Source organism: Pseudonocardia oroxyli (genome assembly GCF_900102195.1).
GTDB lineage: Bacteria > Actinomycetota > Actinomycetes > Mycobacteriales > Pseudonocardiaceae > Pseudonocardia > Pseudonocardia oroxyli.
Genome location: NZ_FNBE01000002.1, coordinates 57,277 through 78,425 on the forward strand (window position 1 = coordinate 57,277; position 21,149 = coordinate 78,425).

Genomic DNA, 21,149 nt, shown 5'->3' on the forward strand with positions numbered 1-21,149 from the left:
CATTGTGGAGCCACAACTGTCGTGTCCGAGTCTCGAGACGACAGTCGTGGCTCCACACTGCGGGCGCCGTCGCTGGGGAGCGGAAGTCGTCAGGCGCCCTTGAAGTCTCGCGTCACGATCACGATCAGGCCGGGGCTGGCGTCCTGGATGCCCTCGAACCGCGGCTCGACGCGCAGGCCGTACTCGTCCGCCAGGCGCTGGGCCGAGGCCTGCTCGCCGGTGCCGGGGCGGTAGTAGACCGTGCTGGTCGGGATGATGCCGTCCGGGTAGTTCGTGGACTCCGCGACGGTCCAGCCGCCGCGCTGGAAGTCCGCCGCGGCCGTGGCGGCCAGCCCGGAGATGGTGCTGTTGTTGTAGACGCGCAGCGGCATCGTCGGGGCGACGGAGGCGCCGGCACCCGCACCGGAGGCCTCCGCGACGGGCGGCGCCACGGGGGCGGGGGTCGGCGTGGGGGCGACGGTGGTGGGCTCGGCCGAGAACGAGGGCAGGGGCACCGCGTTGGTGTCCGGTGTCGCCGGCGCCACGGACGCCGTCGGGGTCGCCGCCTCGTCGCCGCCGGAGGAGGAGCCGCCGGTGCCCAGCGAGACCAGCCCGATCACCGCGGCGATCACCCCGACGCCGATCAGCGCGATCCCGCCGACCTTGGCGGTCGACATCCCGTTCGGTGCGGTCACGGCCTACCTCCCAGACGGGTCACCAGGGCTCCATGCCGAGCCTGCGCGCGGCACGCGTGCGCTGCCTGCTCGCCCGCAGCCTGCGCAGGCGCTTGACCAGCAGCGGGTCGGCGGCGAGGGCCTCGGGGGTGTCGACCAGGGCGTTGAGCACCTGGTAGTAGCGCGTGGCGGACATGTCGAACAGCTCGCGGATCGCCTGTTCCTTGGCGCCCTGGTACTTCCACCACTGGCCCTCGAAGGCCAGGATCTCCCGCTCGCGGCGATCCAGCTCCCGGGCGGGCCTGCCCGTGGGACCGTCCGTCCCGCGGGGTTCGGTGGCGGACTCCATCACGCTCCTGCCGACGCTCCATGCCGAATGACACGGCTGTCATTCGCGGGCGCCATTCAACCACGGGGGTCCGACGCGAACGGCGCGGACGCGCCACCCGTGGGCGTGAATCCGGGATCGAGACATTATCGTCACCCGGGTGGCCGTCCGTCCCATCGTCATCATCGGCGATCCCGTCCTGCACACCCCCACCCGCCCCGTCGAGTCCTATGACGACGAACTGGCCGCGCTGGTCGCCGACATGTTCGACACGATGGCCGCGGCGCACGGCGTCGGCCTCGCCGCGAACCAGATCGGCGTGGACCGCCGCGTGTTCGTCTTCGACTGCCCGGACGAGCTGACCCGCACGAACCGGCGCGGGGTCGTGTGCAACCCGGTCCTGTCGACCTCGGAGCGGCCGGACGGGATGATGCCGGACCTGGAGGACGACGAGGAGGGCTGCCTGTCCGTCCCCGGCGAGCAGTTCCCGACGGGCCGGGCGGACTGGGCGAAGGTCACCGGCACCGACGAGAAGGGCGTCCCGGTCGAGATCGAGGGCCGCGGCTTCTTCGCGCGGTGCCTGCAGCACGAGACCGACCACCTGGACGGCACGATCTACATCGACCGCCTCGTGGGGCGCTACGGCCGCCAGGCGAAGAAGGCCCTGCGCAAGCGCGGCTTCGGTGCCCCCGGGCAGTCCTGGGACCCGGCCCGCGTCGAGGCCGAAGACGTCTGAACCGGACGTCTGACCCCGGCGGGAACAGGGCGCCCGCACCGTGCGTTCGATGACTGCAACGGTGTAATCACGGAGGCGTCATGGATTCCTACTCGCAGACGGTCTCCGCGGTCGCCGCGGAGCTGACCGCCAAGGTCGCCGCCGTCCGGTTCGGCCGGGGCTCGGGGTCCGCGGTGGTCGTCTCCCGCACCGAGCTCGTCACCAACGCACACGTCGTGGGCCGCTCGCGCACCGGCCGGGCGGACTTCGCGGACGGCTCGCAGGTGAGCGTGCGGGTCGCGGGCGCCGACCCGCTGTCCGACCTCGCCCTGCTCCGCACCGACGAGCCGCTGCCCGAGCCGGTCCGGCTCGGGAACGCCGACGATCTCGTCGTCGGGCAGCTGGTGGTCGCGGTGGGCAACCCGCTGGGCCTGGCCGGATCGGTGACCGCCGGGGTGGTCAGCGCGCTCGGGCGCGCCCTGCCCACCCGGGACGGCTCGGCGGGCCGGGTGGTCGAGGACGTCATCCAGACCGACGCGGCGCTGAACCCAGGCAACTCCGGCGGCGCGCTCGCGGACTCCGAGGGTCGGGTCGTCGGGATCAACACGGCGGTGGCGGGGACCGGCCTGGGCCTCGCCGTCCCGGTCAACGCCACGACCCGGCGGATCGTGGACGCCCTGCGTGCGGACGGCCGCGTCCGCCGCGCCTACCTGGGCGTGGTCGGCGTGCCCGCGCCGGTGCCCGAGGGCCGCCACGGCAGGCGCCACGGGATGCGGCTGGCCGAGGTGATCGCCGGGAGCCCGGCGGACCGGGCGGGGCTGCGCCGCGGTGACCTGGTGCTCGACGTCGGGCGACGCCCGGTGGAGGACGCCCAGGGCATCCAGCGGCAGCTCTTCGGCGAGGCGATCGGCGTCCCGCTCCCGGTCACGGTGCTGCGCAACGGGGCGATGGTCGACGTCGTCGCGGTGCCGTCGGAGCTCTCCTAGGTCACGAGCTGGTGTTCCCAGGCCCAGGCCGCGATCTCGACGCGGTTGCGGGCGTCCAGCTTGGCCTGCACGTTCGCGAGGTGGGTCTTGACGGTGGAGAGTGAGACGAACAGCTCCGCGGCGATCTCGTTGTTGGTCCGACCGCGCGCCACGGCCCGCACCACGTCGAGCTCCCGCGGGGAGAGCGGTTCCGGGAGCCGGGGCGCGGCGACCGGTTCGGTGAGCCGCTCCAGCAGCCGGACGGTGATCGACGGGGAGACCAGCGCGTCACCCGCCGCGGCGGCCCGCACGGCCTCCACCAGCAGTCGGGGGCCGGCGTCCTTGAGCAGGAAGCCGCAGGCCCCGGCGCGCAGGGCGCCGTAGACGTACTCGTCGAGATCGAACGTGGTCACCACGACGACCCGCGGTGGCGTCGGATCCGCCGTCAGTGCCCGGGTGGCCTCCAGCCCGTCGAGCTCCGGCATGCGGATGTCCATCAGCACGACGTCCGGGCGCAGCTCCCGCGCCCGCGTGACGGCCTCGACCCCGGTCCCAGCCTCGCCGACGACCTCGATGCCGGGTTCGGCGGACAGGATGAGCCGGAAGCCGGTGCGCACCATCTCCTGGTCGTCCGCCAGCAGGACGGTGGTCATCGCAGCGGCACCCGGGCGTCGACCGCCCAGGTCCCCGGTCCCGCCGGGCCCGCGGTCAGGGTCCCGTTCAGGGCCGCCACCCGCTCGGCCATGCCGGTGATCCCGAACCCGCCGCCGCCCTCGCGACGCGCCCTGGCGCCGTCGTTGCGCACCGCCACGCGCAGCTCCTCCGCACCGATCCCGATCTCCACCTCGACGGCGGTCGCCTCGGGGGCGTGCCGCCGCACGTTGGTCAGAGCCTCCTGCACCACCCGGAAACCGGTCGCGGCGACCCCCGCCGGGAGCACGGCGTGGGCGAACCCGGGGTTCGCCCGCAGCCGGACCAACCCGCCGGACGGGTCGAACCGCGCGATCAGGTCCGGGATCTCGCCCAGCTCCGCGCCGAGCGTGCGGGTGGCCTCCTCCCCGCCGCGGAGCACGCCCACCATCTGCCGCATCGCGGTCAGCGCGTCGGTGCCCGCCCGCTCGATCGCGGCCAGCGCCCGGTCCACGTCGTCCGGACTGGTCCGCGCGACCACGGACGCGGCCTGCGCGGCCACGACGATCCCCGTGACCTGGTGTGCGACGACGTCGTGCAGCTCCCGGGCGAGCTCCATCCGCTCGGCGGAGCGGGCGTCGGTCAGCGCGGCCCGCCGCCGCGCCGCCGTCTCGCGCCAGACCAGCCCGATCGCGACCGCGCCGCCCCAGCCGAGGGCCGACAGCACGCTGAAGGCGTCCGACGTGCCCGCGACGGGTGTGCGCAGCACGGGCGACAGGACGATCGCGGCCAGCGCGGAGGCGGCCACCCACAGCACCCGACGGTCGCTCGCGTTCCGCAGCGCCACCACCGTCACCACCGCCAGCGCGAGCTGCTCGGTGAAGGACATCGACGGGGCGCCGAGGGCCACCGACACCACCGAGAACAGCAGCGACGCCGCGAACGCCGGCACGACCACCCGATCGAGGGGCACCCGGCGGCGGCTGAGCACGATCCCCGCCACGACACAGCCGGCCAGCGTGGTCGCGGCGCCCCGCGGCAGTCCGATCGAGACGGCCTGGACCATGTCGACGGCCAGCCAGAACAGGTAGGCGAGCACCTCGAGCGCCACGCCCGCGTGTCGGGTCAAGCGGAGCGGAGCGGTCACCGGGCCACCTTAGGACGACCGGACGGGGGTCTCGCCTCAGCCGAAAGGACGAGGAGCTCTGGCCGATCTCCCGAGGTGGCGGACCCGCTCGCGGGCGCAGAGTCGGTGCCATGAACACAGCGGGGGAGATCGTGGTGACGGGGGCGTGGGTCCTGGGGGTGCTCACGCTCGTGGTGATGGCCTTCCTGCCGGTGCTGCAGGCTCTGGCGGAGACGGCGGGTCTGCGCGGGGGGAGCGACGACGAGCCCGTCGGACCGGCGTTGGACGCGCGGCCCTACGCCGAGCTCGGGCAGCGGTGGGTGCAGCCCGCCGACGTCGTCACGGTCCCGGCCCAGCGCACCGCCGTCGAGGAGCGCGTCTCGTGCTGAGCGGGCGTGGGATCACGAAGCGGTTCGGCGCCGTCACGGTCCTGTCCGGTGTGGACGTCTCGGTCGCACCGGGGGAGACCCTGGCGGTGACCGGGCCGTCGGGCTCCGGCAAGTCGACGCTGCTGCATTGCCTGGCCGGCATCCTGCGACCCGACGAGGGCGAGGTCCGGCTCGGCGCCGAGCGGGTCGACTCGCTCTCGGAGGCCCGGCGGACGACGCTGCGCCGGGCCCGCTTCGGGTTCGTGTTCCAGTTCGGGCAGCTGCTGCCCGAGCTGCCCGCGGTCGAGAACGTCGCGCTGCCGCTGATGCTCGCGGGCGTCGGGCGGCGCGAGGCGGTCGCCAAGGCCGCGGCGTGGTTCCCGACCCTGGGGCTCGACGGCCTGCAGGACCGCCGCCCCGGGCAGCTGTCCGGCGGCCAGGAACAGCGGGTCGCGATCGCCCGCGCGCTGGTCGCGGGCCCGGCGGTGGTGTTCGCCGACGAGCCCACCGGCGCCCTCGACTCGACCACGGGCGCCCAGGTCATGGACCTGCTGTGCGGCCTCGCGGTCCGCACGGGCACCGCGCTGGTCGTGGTCACCCACGATCCGGAGGTGGCGGCGCGGTGCCACCGCACCCTCGCCCTGCACGACGGCAGGCCCGTACCCGCCGAGTCCCTCGTGAGCGGCGATGCACGCCAGAGCGACGATCGCCGCGCACAGGGGGCCTGGTGATCGGGCTGTCGCTGCGCCTGCTGCGGCTCGGGGGCCGGCGGGCGTGGGCGGCCGCGGGGCTGGTGGGCGCGGGCGTGGCGGTGGCGACCGCGCTGCTCATGACGGCCCTGGGCGCCCTGCACGGGCTGGACCAGCGGGAGCTGCGCACGGGCTGGCGCACGCCGGTCGCCGCGCAGGGCGACCCCGTGGCGCAGCTGCGGGTGCGCACCGACCACGCGGCCGGGCTGCCGATCGTGCAGGTCGACCTCGCCGCGCTCGACGCGGCGGCCGCGCCCCCGCCCGGGCTGCCGCGGCTGCCCGCGCCGGGCGAGGTGTGGGTGTCCCCCGCGCTGGCCGACCTGCTGCACGCGCTGCCCGCAGATGCGCTGGCGGAGCGCTATCCGGGGCCCGTGACCGGCGAGGTGGGCGACGCCGGGCTGCAGCGCCCGGACGAGCTGGTCGCCGTGCTGGGCCGGGCCCCGGACGACCCGGCCTTCACCGCGCCCGGCGACTCCGACGTCCTGCCGGTCGCGGCGTTCGACCGGGTCGAGGCCTCGTCCGACGCCCTGCTGTACCGCAGCCTCACGATCGTCGCCGTGGCGCTCGTCGTGTTCCCGGTGGCGGGCCTGCTCGGCGCCTCCGCCCGGCTCACCGCGACCCGCCGCGCCGACCGCCTGGCCACGCTGCGCCTGCTCGGGGCCTCGACCCGGCAGGTCACGACCGTGGCGGTCGCGGAGACGACGGCCGTCGCGACCGCGGCCGCGGCCGTGGGGGTGGTGCTCGAGTGGGCGTGTGCGCCGCTCCTGGCCCGGATCCCGCTCGCGGGCGGCGGATGGTTCACCGCGGACCTCCGTCCGTCCTGGATGGTGGCGGTGCCGGTGGTGCTCGGGGTCGGTGCCCTGGCCACGCTGTCGGCGATCGGTGGGCTGCGCCGGGTCGTGGTGTCCCCGCTCGGGGTGGTGCGCAGGCAGGTCCCCCAGCGGGTGCGCTGGATCCGGCTGCTGGGGGTCGCGGCGGCGCTCGTGGTGTTCGGGATCGTCAACGCGGCGCTGCGGACGGTGGACGTCTCCGCGGTCGGTCTGGTGCTCGCGGCGGGGGTGCTGGCGCTGTTCGGGGCGTGCGTGCTGATCGGGCCGCTGGTGGTCCGCGTCGCCGGCGCCTGGCTGGTCCGACGGGACGGCGCGGCGTCGGTGATCGCGGGCCGCAGGCTGCTCGACGATCCCCGGGCGGCCTTCCGGCCCGTCGCCGGACTGACCCTGGCGGTGTTCGTCGCGGGCTTCCTGGCGCCGTTGACCGCGGCCGTCTCCGGTCTGTCCACCGAGGACACGACGACGTTGCACCTGCGCCCGGCGGTGGTGGCGCCGGACCTGCGGGACCGCGCGGAGCAGGAGCTGGGCGCGGCCGGGATCGCGGCGTTCCTGCCTCCCGGCACCGCCGACGAGGTGCTCGTCCGGCCCGGGGACCCGGCCGTGCTGGACCGGGCCCGCACGCTGCTGGGCGCGCTCGTCCCGGGCACGCTGGTGCAGACCGAGGCGGACCGGGCGGCGGACCAGGCCGTCCTGGTCGGGGACATGCGCCGCGGCGCGTTCGTGGTGCTGATCGGGACGTTCCTGGTCGCGGCCACCGCGACGGGCACGGCCGCGGCCGCGCGGGTCCTCGACCACCGCCACACGCTGCGGCTGCTGCGGCTCGCGGGCACCCCGGTCCAGGTGCTGGAGTCCGCCCGTGCCCGCGAGACGGCCGCTCCGCTGCTGGTCAACGGGGCCATCGCGCTCGGGCTCGGGTTGTTCTGCGCGTCTCCGTTCGTCGCGGTGAGCGCCGTCGCGGCACCGAGCGGCCTGGTCCTGCTCGGGGTCGTGCTCCTCGCCGGGACCGCCACGGTCGCCGCGGCCACCGCGGCCAGTCGCCCGCTGCTCCGCGCCGTCACGGCCGCGGACGGCTCGCGAGGGTGACGGGAGCGCTCTGGGGAGAGCGCTCCCGTCACGCTGGTCGACTCGGCTCGACTCGGTTCGGCTCAGCCGACCGGTTCGAGGACGAACACGGGGATCTGCCGGTCGGTCTTGGTCTGGTACTCGGCGTAGGGCGGGTAGGCCTCGACGGCGCGCTCCCACCAGGCGGCGCGCTCGTCACCGGAGACCTCGCGGGCCCGGTAGGTCTTGGTGACCGTGCCGTCCTGCAGCGAGAACTCGGGGTGCGCCAGGATGTTGTGGTACCAGACGGGGTGCTCGGGGGCCCCACCCTTGGACGCCACGGCGGCGTACGCGCCGTCGTGCTCCACCCGCATCAGCGGGGTGTAGCGCAGCTTGCCGGACTTCGCGCCGCGCAGCGTCAGCAACACGATCGGCTTGCCCGCCACCTCGATCCCCTCGGTCGTCCCGGTCTCCAGGATCTTCTGGGTCTGTCCTGCGACCCAGCCCTCAGGGCTGAGCTCCACGTTCTCTTCGGCCATGATCCGAGTGAACCCCATCCGTGCGGTCCTCATTCCTCCGGGCACCGGACGCGGGACTACGGTCGTGGACGCACCACGCGGGAGCTCGCCGGGCGCGGGCTGAGAGGGCGGACCTCGCCGACCGCAGGAACCAGCCGGGTAATGCCGGTTGAGGAGGACAGATGCCCGAGCCCACCGTCGGCACCACCCCACCCCGCGTCATGACGATCGCGGGCACCGACTCGGGGGGCGGCGCGGGGATCGCCGCCGACCTGAGGGCCCTCGCCGCGTGCGGGGTGCACGGCTGTCTGGCCGTCTGCGCGGTGACCGTTCAGAACTCCCTCGGCGTGACGGGCGTGCACACGATCCCGGCCGAGACGGTGGCGGCCCAGATCGCGTCCGTGGCGTCGGACATCGGGCTGCAGGCGGCGAAGACGGGCATGCTCGCCACCGCGGAGATCATCCGGGCGGTCGCCGCGGCGTGTGACGAGAACGGGATCGGCGTCGGCCGGGCCACCCCGTTCGTCATCGACCCCGTGGCCGCCTCCATGAACGGCGACCAGCTCCTCGCGGACTCCGCGCTGGACTCCTTCCGGGACGAGCTGTTCCCGCGCGCCACCCTGGTCACCCCCAACCTCGACGAGGTGCGCCTGCTCGTCGACATCGACGTCCACGACCGGGCGGGCCAGTACGCGGCGGCCAAGGCCCTGCACGCCCTGGGGCCGCAGAACGTGCTGGTCAAGGGCGGTCACCTCGCCGAGGACGCGGACGTCTGCGTCGACCTGCTGTTCGACGGCGAGTCGTTCACCGAGCTGCCCGGCCCGCGGTTCGCCACGGGGCACACCCACGGCGGCGGGGACTCCCTGGCGTCGGCGATCTCCGCCGGGCTGGCCCGCGGCCTCGCGGTGCCCGAGGCGGTGGCCTTCGGCAAGCGCTACATCGTCGAGGCGGTGCGGTGGTCCTACCCGCTGGGGGCGGGGCACGGCCCGGTCTCGCCGCTGTGGGCGGTCACTCCGTGGTGGGAGACTGGGCCGATCGAGTGAACGTTCGTTCAAGTCTCGGTACGGCTTCTCCGCACGTGCGCGGCAAGCGGGCGAGAACTGCCGCTCCTGCGGTTCCGTGTTTGCCGCGACGAGGGGCTTAGGGTCGGCTAACCCGCAGGTCATCGCGTTGCGCGCCCCGTGCGCGGGGATAGGGTCGGCCCCGATGAGCATCTTGGGCACGCGCGTTGTCCGTACCGAGGACCCGGTGTTCCTCACACGGGGCGCGACATACACCGACGACCTGACCGACGAGCGGCTCACCGGGGCGCTGCATCTGACCCTGGTCCGCTCCCCGATCGCACACGCGACGATCACCTCGATCGACGTGGACGCGGCGAAGGACGCACCGGGCGTCGTCGCCGTGTTCACCGGCGCCGACTGCGACCTGGCGCCCATGCTGGGCTTCCCGGCCGCGCACAAGGCGATGCTGCGCCCGTTCCTGGCCGTCGACCGGGTGCGCTACGTCGGCGAGGCGGTCGCGGCCGTCCTCACCGAGGAGGCGTACCAGGGCGAGGACGCCGCGGAGCTGGTGGACGTCGACTACGAGCCGCTGGACGTCGTGGTCGACATGAAGGAGGCCCTCAAGGACGAGGTGCTGCTGTTCCCGGAGGCGGGCACGAACCTCGTCTCGGGGATGCACCTGAACAAGGAGGGCAGGCCGGAGGACTTCTTCGCCGACTGCGAGGTCGTGGTCTCGAAGGAGATCGTGAACCAGCGCGTCGCGGCGGCCCCGCTGGAGACCCGCGCCGCCACCGCGTTCTGGGGCGAGGACGGGCGCTGCACGCTGTTCCTCTCCACGCAGAACGCCCAGGCCGCGCGGGACGAGGTCGCGGGCTGGATGGGCATCGAGCCCTCCCAGCTGCACGTGATCCTGCCGGACGTCGGCGGCGGTTTCGGCGCCAAGATCGGCGCGGACCCCGAGTTCGCCCTGGTCGGCTGGCTGTCGAAGAAGGTCGGCAGGCCCGTGCGCTGGAACGAGTCGCGCTCGGAGAACATGACCGGGATGGTCCAGGGCCGCGGCCAGGTGCAGACGATCACCATCGGCGGCGACCGGGACGGCACCGTCAAGGCCTACTCCCTCGAGGTCGTCGCGGACGCGGGCGCCTACCCGCGCCTCGGCGTCGCACTGCCGATGTTCACCCGGATGATGGCGCCGGGCACCTACGACATCCCCAAGGTCTGGTCCACGGCCTCGGTCGTCGCCACGAACACCACCTCCACCGCCGCCTACCGCGGCGCCGGCCGCCCGGAGGCCACCCAGGCCATCGAGCGCGCCATGGACCTGTTCGCGGACGCGATCGACATGGACCCGGCCGAGCTGCGCAAGCGCAACGTCGTCAGGCCCGAGAAGTTCCCCTTCACCACGAAGGGCGGCGCGGAGTACGACACCGGCGAGTACGCCAAGGCCATCGACCTGGCGCTGAAGGCCGCGGACTACGACGGCCTGCGCGCCGAGCAGAAGCGGCGCCGGGAGGCGGGTGACCCGCTGCAGCTGGGCATCGGCGTCTCGTCGTACGTCGAGATCACCGGCGGCGGCGCGTTCGTCGAGAACGCCACCGTGCAGGTGCACGAGGACGGGACCGTCACGGTCCTGACCGGCACCTCGCCGCACGGGCAGGGGCACGCCACGGCCTGGGCGATGCTGGCGAGCGAGCAGCTCGGCATCGACGTCGACAAGATCACCGTGAAGCACGGCGACACGGACCTGATCCCCAAGGGTGCGGGCACCATGGGCTCGCGGAGCCTGCAGACCGGCGGCATCGCGGTGCACCACGCCGCGATCGACCTCGTCGAGCTCGCCAAGCAGCGGGCCGCGGACGTGCTCGAGGCGAACGTCGAGGACCTCGTCGTGGCCGACGGGTCGGTGCAGGTCAAGGGCACCGGAGCGGCGGTCTCGCTGGCCGAGCTCGCGGGCCGGGAGGAGCTCAAGGCCTTCCACGAGTGGGACGCGAAGAAGCCGACCTTCCCGTTCGGGGCGCACGTCGCCCTGGTCGAGGTGGACGTCGAGTCCGGCAAGGCCACCGTCGAGCGGATCTGGGCCGTGGACGACGCGGGCCCGATCCTCAACCCGCTGATCTTCGACGGCCAGCGGCACGGCGGCATCGCCCAGGGCATCGCGCAGGCGATGCTCGAGGAGGTGATGTGGGACGAGGAGGGTCAGCCCCTCACCGGCACCTTCGCCGACTACGGCATCCCGTCGGCGGCGGAGCTCCCCAGCTTCGACCTGGTCACCATGGAGACGCCGACGACCATCAACACGCTCGGCTACAAGGGCATCGGCGAGGCCGGGACCATCGGCTCCTGCCCCGCGGTGCACAACGCGGTGATCGACGCGGTGTCGCACCTCGGCGTCGAGCACATCGACATGCCGCTGACCCCCATGCGGGTCTGGGCGGCGATTTCGGAGGCGGCCAAGTGAAGGTCGACATCACGGTCAACGGCGAGCCCACCAGCGCGGACGTCGAGCCCCGGACCCTGCTGGCGCACTACCTGCGCGACACCGTGGGCCTCAAGGCGACCAACATCGGGTGTGACACCACGTCCTGCGGGGCGTGCACGGTCCTCGTCGACGGCGAGTCCGTGAAGTCCTGCACCGTCCTCGCGGTCCAGGTGGACGAGCAGTCCGTCCAGACCATGGAGGACCTCGGGATCGAGCACAAGGTCACCGCGGCGTTCCGGCAGGAGCACGGCCTGCAGTGCGGGTTCTGCACCCCGGGCATGGTGATGGCGGCGGTCTCGCTCATCGAGGAGAACCCCGACCTCACCGAGAAGGACGTCCGGGAGGGGCTCGAGGGCAACATCTGTCGGTGCACGGGCTACCACAACATCGTGCGGGCCGTGCTCGTCGCGGCGGGCAAGGACCCCGACGCCGCGCAGGCCGCGGGTGCGGACGACAAGACGGTCGCCCCCGGCTTCTCCGCCGGGGAGGGCGCGAAGTGATCCCCGTCGGCTTCGACTACGAGCGTCCGCAGACCGTGGACGCCGCGATCGCCCTGCTCGCCGAGCACGGCGACGGTGCCACCGTCCTCGCGGGCGGGCACTCGCTGCTCCCGGTGATGAAGCTGCGGCTGGCCGCGCCCGAGATCGTGATCGACATCGGGCGGCTCGCCGAGCTGAACTACATCCGGGTGGACGGCGACGAGGTCGCCATCGGTGCCGCCACGCGGTACCGGGACCTCGTGATCTCGGACGTCCTGGCCGCCGAGTGCGCCCTGCTGCCCGCGGTGGCGCGCACGGTGGGCGACCCCCAGGTCCGCCACCGCGGGACCCTCGGCGGCGCCATCGCGCACGCGGACCCGGCGGGCGACCTGCCCGCCGCCGTCCTCGCGCTCGACGGCACCGTCGTCCTCCGCAGCCCCCGCGGTGAGCGGAAGGTCCCGATCACCGAGTTCTACACCGGGGTGTTCAGCTCGGTGAAGGAGCCGGACGAGCTCGTCGTCGAGATCCGGGTGCCGCGCACCGGCGCCACGGGCTGGGCGTACGAGAAGTTCACCCGCCGCAGCAACGACTGGGCGATCGTGGCCGTCGCCGTGGCGACCATGCCGGACGGGGCCACGCACCTCGGCCTGGTCAACATGGGCGGCACCCCGCTGCGCGCGTCCGCGACCGAGGCCGCGCTGGCCGAGGGCAAGTCGATCGAGGAGGCCGCCGCGTTGGCCGCCGAGGGCACCGAGCCTCCGACGGACAGCCACGGCACCCCCGAGTACCGCAACCACCTGGTGACGGTGCTGGCCAAGCGGGCGCTGAAGACCGCCTCCGCCTGACCCGACGAACGGCGCGTTCGCTCATACCTCGTGAGCGAGCGCGCCGTTCGCTCCTCAGCGGTCGACGACCAGCCACCCGCCGTGGTGCTCGGACACGGTGAAGGGGAGCCCGGTCTCCTCGCCGAGGGCACGCAGACCGTCCGCGTCGAACGTCGTGAGGTGCCCCCAGGTCTCGTTCGGCGTGTCCTCGAACGGCACCGCGACGACCACCCGCCGCCGGGCCAGTCGGATGGCCTCGGCGAGCACGACCTTGCCGTCCTGGGCGGGCAGGTGCTCGATCAGGTGCACGGCGAGCACGGTGTCGACGGCGCCGTCGGGGAGCGGGACCGCGCGGGCGTCGGAGAGCAGGGTCTCGACGTCCAGACCCAGCCGCGGGGCGAGGCGCCCCAACAGGTCCACGGTGCCGGGGGTGAGGTCGCCCGCGATCACCCGGTGGCCCGCGGCCGCGAGCCGCAGGGCGAGGAACCCGAAGCAGCAGCCCAGCTCCAGGACCTCGCCGACCGCCAGCTGCGCCGCCCGCTCGTGCACGGGTTTGATCTCGGCGTTCGTCCCGCCGGGCGCGGGTTCGCCGTGCAGCGCGGCCAGGGTGTTGCGATAGAAGGCGAGCCACGCCTCGTCGGGATCGGCCGCCGCCGCGGTGACGATCGCGACGAACGCCTCCTCGAAGCGCTCCGGCCCCAGGATCCCGGGCACCAGCAGGGTGCGGTCCAGCCATCCGGCCAGGTCGTTGTCCAGCTGTCCGAGCCCGATCATCGCAGCCCCCTCCGTCGCCCCCGACGCTAGGCACGCGCGGCCCGGCATGGGTGCGATCCCGTCCGCCGGGCTCCGCGGAACCGTCCGACCGGAGGGGGCGGCGCGCCGCCGATCAGCCGGGGTGCGCGCGGCGGGCGCGTCGGGTGGCGATCGCGCTGCGCACCAGGAACATCGGTGACGGCGGGATCCAGCCGAGCTGCAGGCCCAGGCCCTGGTCGTCGCGGACCGCCCAGTGCTCGGTGACCCTGCCCTCGCGCACCCGCTGGAAGTGGGCCTGCCGCACCTCGAACCCGCTTCCCGGTCGGGGCGAACGCCCGTTCCACGGCGCCGTCCGCGGTGTAGACGACGAAGGGCCCGGTCTGCCTGCCGGACATGCGGCACCCGACGACCGTGAGGTCGCCGTCCGCGACGGTGTCGCCGAGGCGGCCGGGGTGTCACAGGAGACCGTCTACAAGACGTTCGGGACCAAGGCGGCGCTGCTCAAGGCGGTGCACGACGTCGCCATGGCCGGAGACGACGAGCCGGTCTCCGTGGCCGATCGCCCGGCGGCGCAGCGGGTCCGCGCCGCGGCGAACCCCGAGGAGGGGGCCGCGGCCTACGCCGCGATGGCCCGGGAGATCTCCGAACGGGCGGGGCCCCTGATGCGCGTCATGCTCGCCTCCCGCGGCGGCGACGCCGATCTGGAGGCGTACGCGGCGACGCTGGACGAACAGCGGCTGATCGGTACGACGATCCACATCGGACGCTGGGCCGAGCGCGGCTGGCTGCGGACGGACCCGACCCACGCCCGGGACGTCGTCTGGATGCTGATCTCCCCGGCCGTGCACGAGATGACCGTCGCCCGGGGCTGGAGCGGGGACGACTACGAGTCCTGGCTCACCGAGACGCTCCGTGCCCTGATCCTGCGCCCCTGACGTCCCGAGCCCCTGACGCAGTGTGGAGCCACAATGGCCGTTTCCGGGGCCCGGAACGACGGTTGTAGTTCCACATTGCCGCGACGTGGGATCAGGGGAACCGCTCGATGTTCGCCTCGACCCACGTGCGCAGCGCCTCGAGCGGGCCGTTCGCGTCCCGTCCGAGCTCGGTGAGCGCGTACTCGACCCGCAGCGGGATCTCGGGGAACACGGTGCGCTCGACCAGGCCGTGCTCGGCGAGCCTGCGCAGCACCGCCGTCAGCACCTTCGGGCTGATCCCCTCCAGGCGGGTGCGCACCTCGCCGAACCGCAGCGGGCCCGCGGTCAGGGCGCCGAGGGCGAGGGCGCTCCACTTGTCGGCCAACAGGTCGAGTATCGAGCGGCACGGGCAGTTCGCCAGATAGGCGTCCGCGGGGGCGTTCAAGGCGGGCATGAGTAGGATGGTAACCGAAGGGAAGTCGACTCCCTTGCGGGTAACCAGTACCCGCTGCATACCGTGGCGCCATGACCACCCGCACCACCGCCGTCGACGCGCACACCTTCACCGAGATCGACCTCGACGTCCCCGACCCCGGCCCGCACGATCTCCTCGTCGAGGTCGGAGCCGTGTCCGTGAACCCGGTCGACCACAAGGTCCGCGCCGGCCTGACCGGCCCGCGGGTGCTCGGCTTCGACGCGGCGGGCGTGGTGCGCGCCGTCGGGGCGGAGGTCACCGCGTACGCCCCCGGAGACGAGGTCTTCTACGCGGGCACCATCGACCGGCCCGGCAGCAACGCGGGTCTGCAGCTGGTGGACGAGCACGTCGTCGGGCGCAAGCCGCGCTCCCTCGACTGGGCGGAGGCCGCGGCGCTGCCGCTCACCACGATCACCGCGTGGGAGACCCTGTTCGACGCGCTGCGGCTGGGCCCCGAGAGCACCGGCAGGCTGCTGGTCGTCTCCGCCGCCGGTGGCGTGGGCTCCATGGTGACCCAGCTCGCGAAGACCCTCACCGGCGTCGAGGTGATCGGCACCGCGTCCCGCCCGGAGTCCGCCGCCTTCGCCCGGAGCATGGGCGCGGACCACATCGCCGACCACCACGACCTCGTGGCGAGCGTGCGGACCGTCGCCCCGGACGTCCAGTTCGTCTTCTCCCCGGTCTCCGGGCGGAACGTCGAGGCCTACGCCGAGCTCCTCACCCCGCGCGGCGAGATCGTCGCCATCGACGAGCCGCCGGGCATGGACCTGGTGCCGCTCAAGACCAAGAGCCTCACCTGGCACTGGGAGCTGATGTTCACCCGGCCCCTGTTCCAGCCGACGGACGCGACCCAGCGGGAGCTGCTGAACCGCGTCGCCGAGCTGGTCGACGAGGGCCACGTGCGCACCACCCTGACCCAGACGTACGCGGGCCTGACCGGTGACAACCTGCGCAAGGCGCACGAGCAGCTGGAGTCCGGCCGCACGATCGGCAAGATCGCCCTGACCCTCTGACGCACTATGGAACCATAACGCGCGAAATCAGCCCTTTCGAGCGCGTTATGGTTCCATAGTGCGAGGGGTCAGCGGCCGATCAGCTCGCCCGCCATCTCGTTCGTCGTCTGCTCCAGGCCGGTGAGGTCGCGGACCACGCGGACGCGGTCGCAGTACTCGGCGTAGGCGGGCAGGTCGCAGCGCCCCAGGCCCCACGAGTAGCGGGGCTCGGGGGTGAGCCAGATGGTCTCCCGCGCACGCCGGGTGATCTCGACGAACGCCTCCATGTTCGGGTCGTTGCCGTTGCCCCGCCCGTCGCCCAGGACGAGCACGGTGGACCGGCGCGTCACGGCGGACCCGTGGTCCTCCAGGAACCGGCCGAAGGCGAGCCCGTAGTTGGAGTTGGCGTCCACGTCGATCACGTCGCCGCCGAACACCAGCCCGAGCGCGTGCTCCACGGGATGGTCGGCGAACAGGTCCGTGATCTCGGCGATCTCGTCGACGAACGCGAACGAGCGCACCTGCCCGAACAGGTCCTGCAGGCCGTGGACCAGGTGCAGGGTGAACCGCGCGGTGGCGCGCACGGACAGCGAGACGTCCGCCAGGACGACCAGCCGCGGCTTGTCCTCCTGCCGCTTCACCGTGACCGGGGTGAACGGCACGCCGTCGAACCGCATGTTCTTCCGCATGGTGCGCGCGGAGTCGATGCGCCCCTGCGGGGACACCCGCCTGCGGTGGGTCAGCGCGCCGTGCAGTGTCTTGGCCAGGCGCCGCAGCGAGTCCTCGAGCTGCATCCGCTCGGTCTCCGACGCCCGGTCGACCTGTGCCGTGCGCCCCTCGCCCTCACCGCCGTCGATGATCCGCTGCTCGATCTCCAGCAGCTTCTCCAGGTGCGCCTTGATCGCCTCCGGGAGGTTGGCGAGCACGCCCGCCAGCCGCCTGCGCAACGCCGTGGCGTCGTCCTCGGTGGCGGCGTCCAGATCCTCCTCGGCGGCGGTCAGCCACCCGAGCAGCGCCTCCTGCTGGGCCACCGACAGGTCGGCGTCGACCTTCGTCCCGGTGGCCGTCGAGATGTCGCCCGGCAGCCCGGCCCCGGAGAGCCGGTCGGTCTCGATCTGCACCCGGTTGCCCTCGGAGAGCGGCTGGCCCTGGTTGTCCTTGGAGAACACGATCTCCTCGGTCATCGCGGCCAGGTCGATCTTGTTGGCCTCCTGGTGCAGGTTGTACTGCTGGGCCAGGTCCTCGGGGTCGAAGTAGTCCCGGATGTCCACGGGCTTGCCGTGCTCGTGGCCCTGCTGCGGGGTCTCCGACGGGTCCTCGGACAGGGTGAAGTCGTCGAGCGTGCCCTCGTCGGAGAGGTCGCCGTGTCCGTGCCCGTGGCCGTGCCCCGTCTCCGCCTCACCCACCTTGACCAGGGCGAAGAACAGGTCGAACACCTCGTCGTAGGTCGCCTCGTCGCGGCGGTCCTTGATCAGGGCGACGCGCAGCGCCTCCTTGAGCACCGACTTGTCGCCCAGCACGCCCGGCTGCGAGGCGCACCGCATGGCGTCGACGGCCTCGGAGACCGAGATCCGCACGCCGCGGATGCGCAGCAGCCGGACGAACCGGTGGATGCTCGCCTCCACTACAGGGCCCGCTTGCGTCCGAGCCCGAAGGACCGCGAGCCCTGCCCGGCGGTCACGTTGCGCACCTTGGCCGCGGTGTCCTTCTCGGTGCCCTTGGCGTACGCCGGGGTGCCGTAGACGCCGTCGCCGTGGCGGCCCGCGGTGTCCTTGGCCGAACGGATCGCGCTGCCGTCCGGCTCGTCCTCGTGGCCGTGCCCGTGGCCATGTCCGTGCCCGTGCCCGTGGCCGTGCTCCTCGATCTCCCCGTTGGGGTCCACCAGCCGCGGCAGCGCCTCGAGCGCCTTGGTCACGTCCTTGTCGTACTTGACGACGACGGAGACGGTGTCCGACAGGATCTGCGCGTTCAGCTCCTCGACCCCGAGGACCGCGAGGGTGCGGGCCCAGTCGATCGTCTCCGAGATGCTCGGCGCCTTGCGCAGCTCCAGCTCGCGCAGCCCGCGGACCACGTTGACCAGCTCCTCGGCCAGCGCGTCCGACAGCCCGGTCTTCTTGGACCGGACGATCTCCAGCTCGCGCTCCGCGGCCGGGTAGTCCAGGAACAGGTGCAGGCAGCGGCGCTTGAGGGCCGCCGCGAGGTCACGAGTGTTGTTGGAGGTCAGCAGCACGTAGGGGCGCTGTGTCGCGACGAACGTCCCGACCTCGGGGATCGAGATCTGGAACTCGCCGAGGGTCTCCAGGAGCACGGCCTCGAGCGCCTCGTCGGCCCGGTCGACCTCGTCGATCAGCAGCACGACCGGCTCCTCGGAGCGGATCGCCTCCAGCAGCGGGCGCGGGGCCAGGAAGCGCTCGGAGAAGAAGACGCTCTCGTTCTGCCCGATCCGGTCCACGGCCGCGCCCAGGTCGGGGGCGTCCTCCACGACCTGCCCGATCTTCTCGCGGAGGATCTGGGTGTACATGAGCTGCTTGCCGTAGTCCCACTCGTACAGGGCCTTCGTCTCGTCCTGGCCCTCGTAGCACTGCAGCCGCAGCAGCCGTCGGCCCGTGGCCAGCGCGAGCATCTTGGCCAGCTCGGTCTTGCCGACGCCCGCGGGTCCCTCCAGCAGCAGCGGCTTGTCGAGGCGGGTGAGCAGGAAGACCGTCGTCGCGAGCCGGGTGTCGGCGATGTAGCCCTGCTCGCGCAGGGCCTCGACCACCTCGTCGACGGACTCGAAGGGGGCGGTGCTTTCGGACGACGATGTCACGGGTCTCCTTCCGACGGCTCCTCGAGCGAGCCGGGGCGTACAGGCCGGCGGGCCCGCCACGCCTCCAGTGTGCGCCGGATGCGTGGGGCGGGCCCGTCGAAGCAGGTCACAGCCGTGAGCGGCGATAGTCGCCAGAGCGACTATCGCCGCTCACGGGTGGGTCAGGACAGCAGGTCGTCCAGGTCGCCGTTGATGCAGTGGTCGACGACCGGGCGCACCGTCTCGAACGTGCACTCCTTGGGGTTGCCGGGGGTGCAGGCGTCGCCGAGGACGTGGTTGGTGATGCGGTCGACGTCCGCCGCGTCGCCGACGATCGTGGGCGCGTTCTCGTAGTACTTGGTCGGGCCCTGGCCCAGCCGGTTCTTCGAGTACGAGTCCTGCGTGACGTCGATGAAGCGCTCCGGGATGCCCACGTCGCGCAGCAGTCGGATGGACGCGGCCAGCGCGGCCTCCGCGGCCTGCACCTTGGTCATGCCGTGGGTGTCGATGCCCATGGCCTCCGCGATGTCCGCGAAGCGCTCGTAGGCGACCGGCATGTTGAAGGCCCACACGCGGGGCAGCGCGATCGCGTTGTTGAGGCCGTGGTGGGTGTCGTAGAAGGCCGACACCGCGTGGGAGATCGAGTGGATGATCCCGAGACCACCGGAGTTGAACGCCTGGGCGGCGATGTACTGCGCGTACATCATGCCCTCGCGACCGGCGAGGTCCTGGCCGTTCCAGACCGCGGCGCGCAGGCTCTGCGCGGTCAGCTTGATCGCGTGCAGCGCGTTGCCCAGCGACGGCTGGAAGTTGAGCCGGGACACGTAGGGCTCGGAGGCGTGCGCCAGCACGTCGAACCCGCACTGGGCGGTGTAGTCGATCGGGCAGTCGTAGTAGAGCACCGGGTCGTCGATCGCCAGGGAGGTCACCGAGGCGTCGTCGAACGCGACGTACTTGTGGGGGTTGTCCGGGTCCGTCGTGGTGTCGGTGATGACGTAGGCCCACGAGGTCTCCGAGCCGGTGCCGGCCGTGGTGGAGACCGCGATGTGCGGCGGGTTCTGCGGGTTCTCGGACTTGTTGAAGCCCTCGAACTCGTTGACGTTGCGGCCGTCGTGGGCCACGGAGATGCGCGCGCCCTTGCAGGCGTCGTGGCTGGAACCGCCGCCGATCGAGACGAACGAGTCGCAGTTGTTCTGCTGGTAGAGGCCCACAGCGTCCATGACGTTGTAGTCCTTGGGGTTCGACTCGACCTGGTCGTAGAGCACGACCTCGAGACCGTGGTACTTCATCGACTCGACGATCTTGTGCACGATGTCCGTACCGCGCAGACCCGAGGTCATCACCAGGGTCTTCTTGAAGCCGAGCTTCAGGGCCTCCGGCCCGATCATCTCGTGCGCACCCGGCCCGAGCAGTGCCTTGGGGAACGGGTGGAACTCCTTGAGCGGGAACGGCTTGAGCAGTTCGTCGACCTGCATGGCAGCCCTTTCTGGTGCAGGTGGAGTCGGCGGAGGCGAAGCCCGCGCAGCCGACCATCGGTCCGACGGGGACGCTAGGGCGGGCGTGACGCCGGGCACAGGGTGACGACGGGCAAACCGTCAAGAGGTGGGGGTGGAAACCGTCCGGGCGGAGGGGTTCTTGTTGCAGGTCACTGGCGACAAGCCCTCAGTGCGGCAGGTCGGGGGCGTCGAACCCGCCGTCCGGCCGTGCGGGGTACGGCACGACGGCCCGGACGGCGGCGACCGGCACCGCGCCGTAGGCGTGGGGGAACAGCATCGACTCGGGATCACCCGGCACGCCCGGCTCCCACCGGACGTCCGTCAGCTGCGCGGGGTCGAGCACGAGCAGGAGCACGTCCGGGCGACCGTGGAAGAGCCGGTTCGCGGGCAGGGCCACCTGGTCCGGTGTGGACAGGTGCACGAACTCCTCGAGCGGGAGGAGCGCGCCGCGCTCCTGCGCCGCGCGCCAGTCGTCCGGAGTCGTCAGGTGCAGGAGGGTCGCCACGCGTCCAGGATGCCCGCCGCCCGTCCGATCGGATGGGCCACCCTTGTAATCGGCACCCGGTGCCAATACTGTCCGGAGGACCCGACGCCGACGTCACACCAGGAGGTACGCCATGGCTCCGATCGAGAAGACCGAGCAGGTCGAGGACACCCCCGTCGTCGAGGAGACCCTCGTCGAGGAGGTCTCCATCGACGGCATGTGCGGTGTCTACTAAGACCGCCGAGGGTGTGGCCGGGGTCGAGGACGGTTCGGTGTTCGACCCCGGCGCTCCCTACCGCTGCAGCCCCCAGGTGTCGCTGCGTCCGGAGCCCTTCGGTGCGCTCGTCTACCACTTCGGGACGCGGAAGCTCTCGTTCCTGAAGACCCTCCCGCTGGTGGCGGTCGTGAAGGGCCTGGAGTCGCACCCGGACGTCCACTCGGCCATCGAGGCCGCGGGCGTCGAGGAGGCCCAGCGCCCCGCCTACCTCAAGGCCCTCGCCGGGCTGGCCGCCTCCGGGACGATCGAACCGCGCTAAGGAGC

General features: G+C 72.8%; 25 protein-coding genes. 13 read left to right on the forward strand and 12 right to left on the reverse strand.

What is annotated here, in order from left to right:
- Positions 1 to 89 precede the first annotated feature (89 nt).
- Together BLS43_RS02845 and napA are read right to left on the reverse strand one after the other, a co-directional pair.
- Positions 90 to 674: a LytR C-terminal domain-containing protein gene (locus tag BLS43_RS02845; protein WP_245707262.1), complete on the reverse strand. Its 585-nt coding sequence runs from the start codon at positions 672 to 674 to the stop codon at positions 90 to 92.
- 19 nt (positions 675 to 693) lie between these two features.
- A complete protein-coding gene (gene napA / locus BLS43_RS02850) occupies positions 694 to 1,002 on the reverse strand; it encodes a nucleoid-associated protein NapA (protein ID WP_093076306.1) in 309 nt (102 codons plus the stop codon).
- A 139-nt stretch (positions 1,003 to 1,141) separates the two neighbouring features.
- On the opposite strand from napA, the gene BLS43_RS02855 reads away from it, so the two are divergent.
- On the forward strand, positions 1,142 to 1,717 hold the full coding sequence (locus BLS43_RS02855; protein WP_093076308.1) for a peptide deformylase: 576 nt from the start codon (positions 1,142 to 1,144) through the stop codon (positions 1,715 to 1,717).
- Between the two features lie 80 nt (positions 1,718 to 1,797).
- Positions 1,798 to 2,682, forward strand: coding sequence for a S1C family serine protease (locus BLS43_RS02860; protein WP_093076310.1), 885 nt, complete (start codon positions 1,798 to 1,800; stop codon positions 2,680 to 2,682).
- On the opposite strand, the gene BLS43_RS02865 is transcribed toward BLS43_RS02860, so the two are convergent.
- A complete protein-coding gene (locus BLS43_RS02865; protein ID WP_093076313.1) occupies positions 2,679 to 3,314 on the reverse strand; it encodes a response regulator in 636 nt (211 codons plus the stop codon). The genes BLS43_RS02860 and BLS43_RS02865 overlap by 4 nt on opposite strands.
- On the reverse strand, positions 3,311 to 4,438 hold the full coding sequence (locus BLS43_RS31600) for a sensor histidine kinase (protein WP_143029925.1): 1,128 nt from the start codon (positions 4,436 to 4,438) through the stop codon (positions 3,311 to 3,313). Before BLS43_RS31600 ends, BLS43_RS02865 begins: the two co-directional genes overlap by 4 nt.
- A gap of 110 nt (positions 4,439 to 4,548) precedes the next feature.
- Between BLS43_RS31600 and BLS43_RS02875 the strand changes: the two genes are divergently transcribed.
- Genes BLS43_RS02875 through BLS43_RS02885 form a run of 3 tightly spaced genes read left to right on the forward strand, consistent with a single transcriptional unit; the run spans position 4,549 to position 7,447 of the window.
- Positions 4,549 to 4,806 carry a hypothetical protein gene (locus BLS43_RS02875; protein ID WP_093076320.1) on the forward strand — a complete coding sequence of 86 codons (258 nt, stop codon included), beginning with the start codon at positions 4,549 to 4,551 and terminating at the stop codon, positions 4,804 to 4,806.
- On the forward strand, positions 4,800 to 5,516 hold the full coding sequence (locus BLS43_RS02880) for an ABC transporter ATP-binding protein (RefSeq protein WP_093076323.1): 717 nt from the start codon (positions 4,800 to 4,802) through the stop codon (positions 5,514 to 5,516). Before BLS43_RS02875 ends, BLS43_RS02880 begins: the two co-directional genes overlap by 7 nt.
- Positions 5,513 to 7,447 carry an FtsX-like permease family protein gene (locus BLS43_RS02885; protein ID WP_093076326.1) on the forward strand — a complete coding sequence of 645 codons (1,935 nt, stop codon included), beginning with the start codon at positions 5,513 to 5,515 and terminating at the stop codon, positions 7,445 to 7,447. Before BLS43_RS02880 ends, BLS43_RS02885 begins: the two co-directional genes overlap by 4 nt.
- 62 nt (positions 7,448 to 7,509) lie before the next feature.
- On the opposite strand, the gene BLS43_RS02890 is transcribed toward BLS43_RS02885, so the two are convergent.
- Positions 7,510 to 7,944: a nitroreductase family deazaflavin-dependent oxidoreductase gene (locus BLS43_RS02890; protein ID WP_093077357.1), complete on the reverse strand. Its 435-nt coding sequence runs from the start codon at positions 7,942 to 7,944 to the stop codon at positions 7,510 to 7,512.
- 161 nt (positions 7,945 to 8,105) lie between these two features.
- Between BLS43_RS02890 and thiD the strand changes: the two genes are divergently transcribed.
- The 4 genes from thiD (at position 8,106) to BLS43_RS02910 (ending at position 12,730) form a co-directional block, all read left to right on the forward strand.
- Positions 8,106 to 8,966 carry a bifunctional hydroxymethylpyrimidine kinase/phosphomethylpyrimidine kinase gene (gene thiD / locus BLS43_RS02895; protein ID WP_093076329.1) on the forward strand — a complete coding sequence of 287 codons (861 nt, stop codon included), beginning with the start codon at positions 8,106 to 8,108 and terminating at the stop codon, positions 8,964 to 8,966.
- A 163-nt stretch (positions 8,967 to 9,129) separates the two neighbouring features.
- The gene (locus BLS43_RS02900) at positions 9,130 to 11,385 is read left to right on the forward strand and encodes a xanthine dehydrogenase family protein molybdopterin-binding subunit (RefSeq protein WP_093076332.1); all 2,256 of its coding nucleotides are present in this window, start codon (positions 9,130 to 9,132) and stop codon (positions 11,383 to 11,385) included.
- Positions 11,382 to 11,906 carry a (2Fe-2S)-binding protein gene (locus tag BLS43_RS02905; protein WP_093076335.1) on the forward strand — a complete coding sequence of 175 codons (525 nt, stop codon included), beginning with the start codon at positions 11,382 to 11,384 and terminating at the stop codon, positions 11,904 to 11,906. Before BLS43_RS02900 ends, BLS43_RS02905 begins: the two co-directional genes overlap by 4 nt.
- On the forward strand, positions 11,903 to 12,730 hold the full coding sequence (locus tag BLS43_RS02910; protein WP_093076338.1) for an FAD binding domain-containing protein: 828 nt from the start codon (positions 11,903 to 11,905) through the stop codon (positions 12,728 to 12,730). Before BLS43_RS02905 ends, BLS43_RS02910 begins: the two co-directional genes overlap by 4 nt.
- Positions 12,731 to 12,784: 54 nt before the next feature.
- Here BLS43_RS02910 and mftM read toward each other — a convergent pair whose 3' ends face one another.
- Complete coding sequence (gene mftM / locus BLS43_RS02915; protein ID WP_245707263.1) at positions 12,785 to 13,483, reverse strand: mycofactocin oligosaccharide methyltransferase MftM; 699 nt, start codon at positions 13,481 to 13,483, stop codon at positions 12,785 to 12,787.
- A 112-nt stretch (positions 13,484 to 13,595) separates the two neighbouring features.
- On the reverse strand, positions 13,596 to 13,766 hold the full coding sequence (locus BLS43_RS29790; RefSeq protein ID WP_176921143.1) for a nuclear transport factor 2 family protein: 171 nt from the start codon (positions 13,764 to 13,766) through the stop codon (positions 13,596 to 13,598).
- Between BLS43_RS29790 and BLS43_RS29795 the strand changes: the two genes are divergently transcribed.
- The gene (locus BLS43_RS29795) at positions 13,723 to 14,397 is read left to right on the forward strand and encodes a TetR/AcrR family transcriptional regulator (protein ID WP_281245804.1); all 675 of its coding nucleotides are present in this window, start codon (positions 13,723 to 13,725) and stop codon (positions 14,395 to 14,397) included. The genes BLS43_RS29790 and BLS43_RS29795 overlap by 44 nt on opposite strands.
- Positions 14,398 to 14,488: 91 nt before the next feature.
- On the opposite strand, the gene BLS43_RS02925 is transcribed toward BLS43_RS29795, so the two are convergent.
- Positions 14,489 to 14,830, reverse strand: a complete 342-nt coding sequence (locus BLS43_RS02925) for a winged helix-turn-helix transcriptional regulator (RefSeq protein ID WP_093076350.1) — start codon at positions 14,828 to 14,830, stop codon at positions 14,489 to 14,491.
- A 71-nt stretch (positions 14,831 to 14,901) separates the two neighbouring features.
- Here BLS43_RS02925 and BLS43_RS02930 point away from each other — a divergent pair, with 71 nt between their 5' ends.
- Entirely contained in the window at positions 14,902 to 15,864 is a 963-nt protein-coding gene (locus BLS43_RS02930; protein ID WP_093076352.1) for a zinc-binding alcohol dehydrogenase family protein, read from the forward strand.
- A 68-nt stretch (positions 15,865 to 15,932) separates the two neighbouring features.
- Here BLS43_RS02930 and BLS43_RS02935 read toward each other — a convergent pair whose 3' ends face one another.
- The 4 genes from BLS43_RS02935 to BLS43_RS02950 all read right to left on the reverse strand — a co-directional run bounded on the left by BLS43_RS02935 (position 15,933) and on the right by BLS43_RS02950 (position 20,629).
- A complete protein-coding gene (locus BLS43_RS02935; RefSeq protein ID WP_093076354.1) occupies positions 15,933 to 17,468 on the reverse strand; it encodes a VWA domain-containing protein in 1,536 nt (511 codons plus the stop codon).
- Positions 17,468 to 18,649, reverse strand: a complete 1,182-nt coding sequence (locus tag BLS43_RS02940; RefSeq protein ID WP_093076356.1) for an AAA family ATPase — start codon at positions 18,647 to 18,649, stop codon at positions 17,468 to 17,470. The genes BLS43_RS02935 and BLS43_RS02940 overlap by 1 nt, the downstream gene beginning before the upstream one ends.
- Before the next feature lie 161 nt (positions 18,650 to 18,810).
- On the reverse strand, positions 18,811 to 20,103 hold the full coding sequence (gene mdo, locus BLS43_RS02945) for an NDMA-dependent methanol dehydrogenase (RefSeq protein ID WP_093076358.1): 1,293 nt from the start codon (positions 20,101 to 20,103) through the stop codon (positions 18,811 to 18,813).
- 187 nt (positions 20,104 to 20,290) lie between these two features.
- Positions 20,291 to 20,629 carry a DUF952 domain-containing protein gene (locus tag BLS43_RS02950; protein WP_093076360.1) on the reverse strand — a complete coding sequence of 113 codons (339 nt, stop codon included), beginning with the start codon at positions 20,627 to 20,629 and terminating at the stop codon, positions 20,291 to 20,293.
- Between the two features lie 112 nt (positions 20,630 to 20,741).
- On the opposite strand from BLS43_RS02950, the gene mftA reads away from it, so the two are divergent.
- Together mftA and mftB are read left to right on the forward strand one after the other, a co-directional pair.
- On the forward strand, positions 20,742 to 20,843 hold the full coding sequence (gene mftA, locus BLS43_RS02955; protein ID WP_093076362.1) for a mycofactocin precursor MftA: 102 nt from the start codon (positions 20,742 to 20,744) through the stop codon (positions 20,841 to 20,843).
- Positions 20,833 to 21,144: a mycofactocin biosynthesis chaperone MftB gene (mftB, locus tag BLS43_RS02960; RefSeq protein WP_245707264.1), complete on the forward strand. Its 312-nt coding sequence runs from the start codon at positions 20,833 to 20,835 to the stop codon at positions 21,142 to 21,144. Before mftA ends, mftB begins: the two co-directional genes overlap by 11 nt.
- The last annotated feature ends 5 nt before the right edge of the window (positions 21,145 to 21,149 follow it).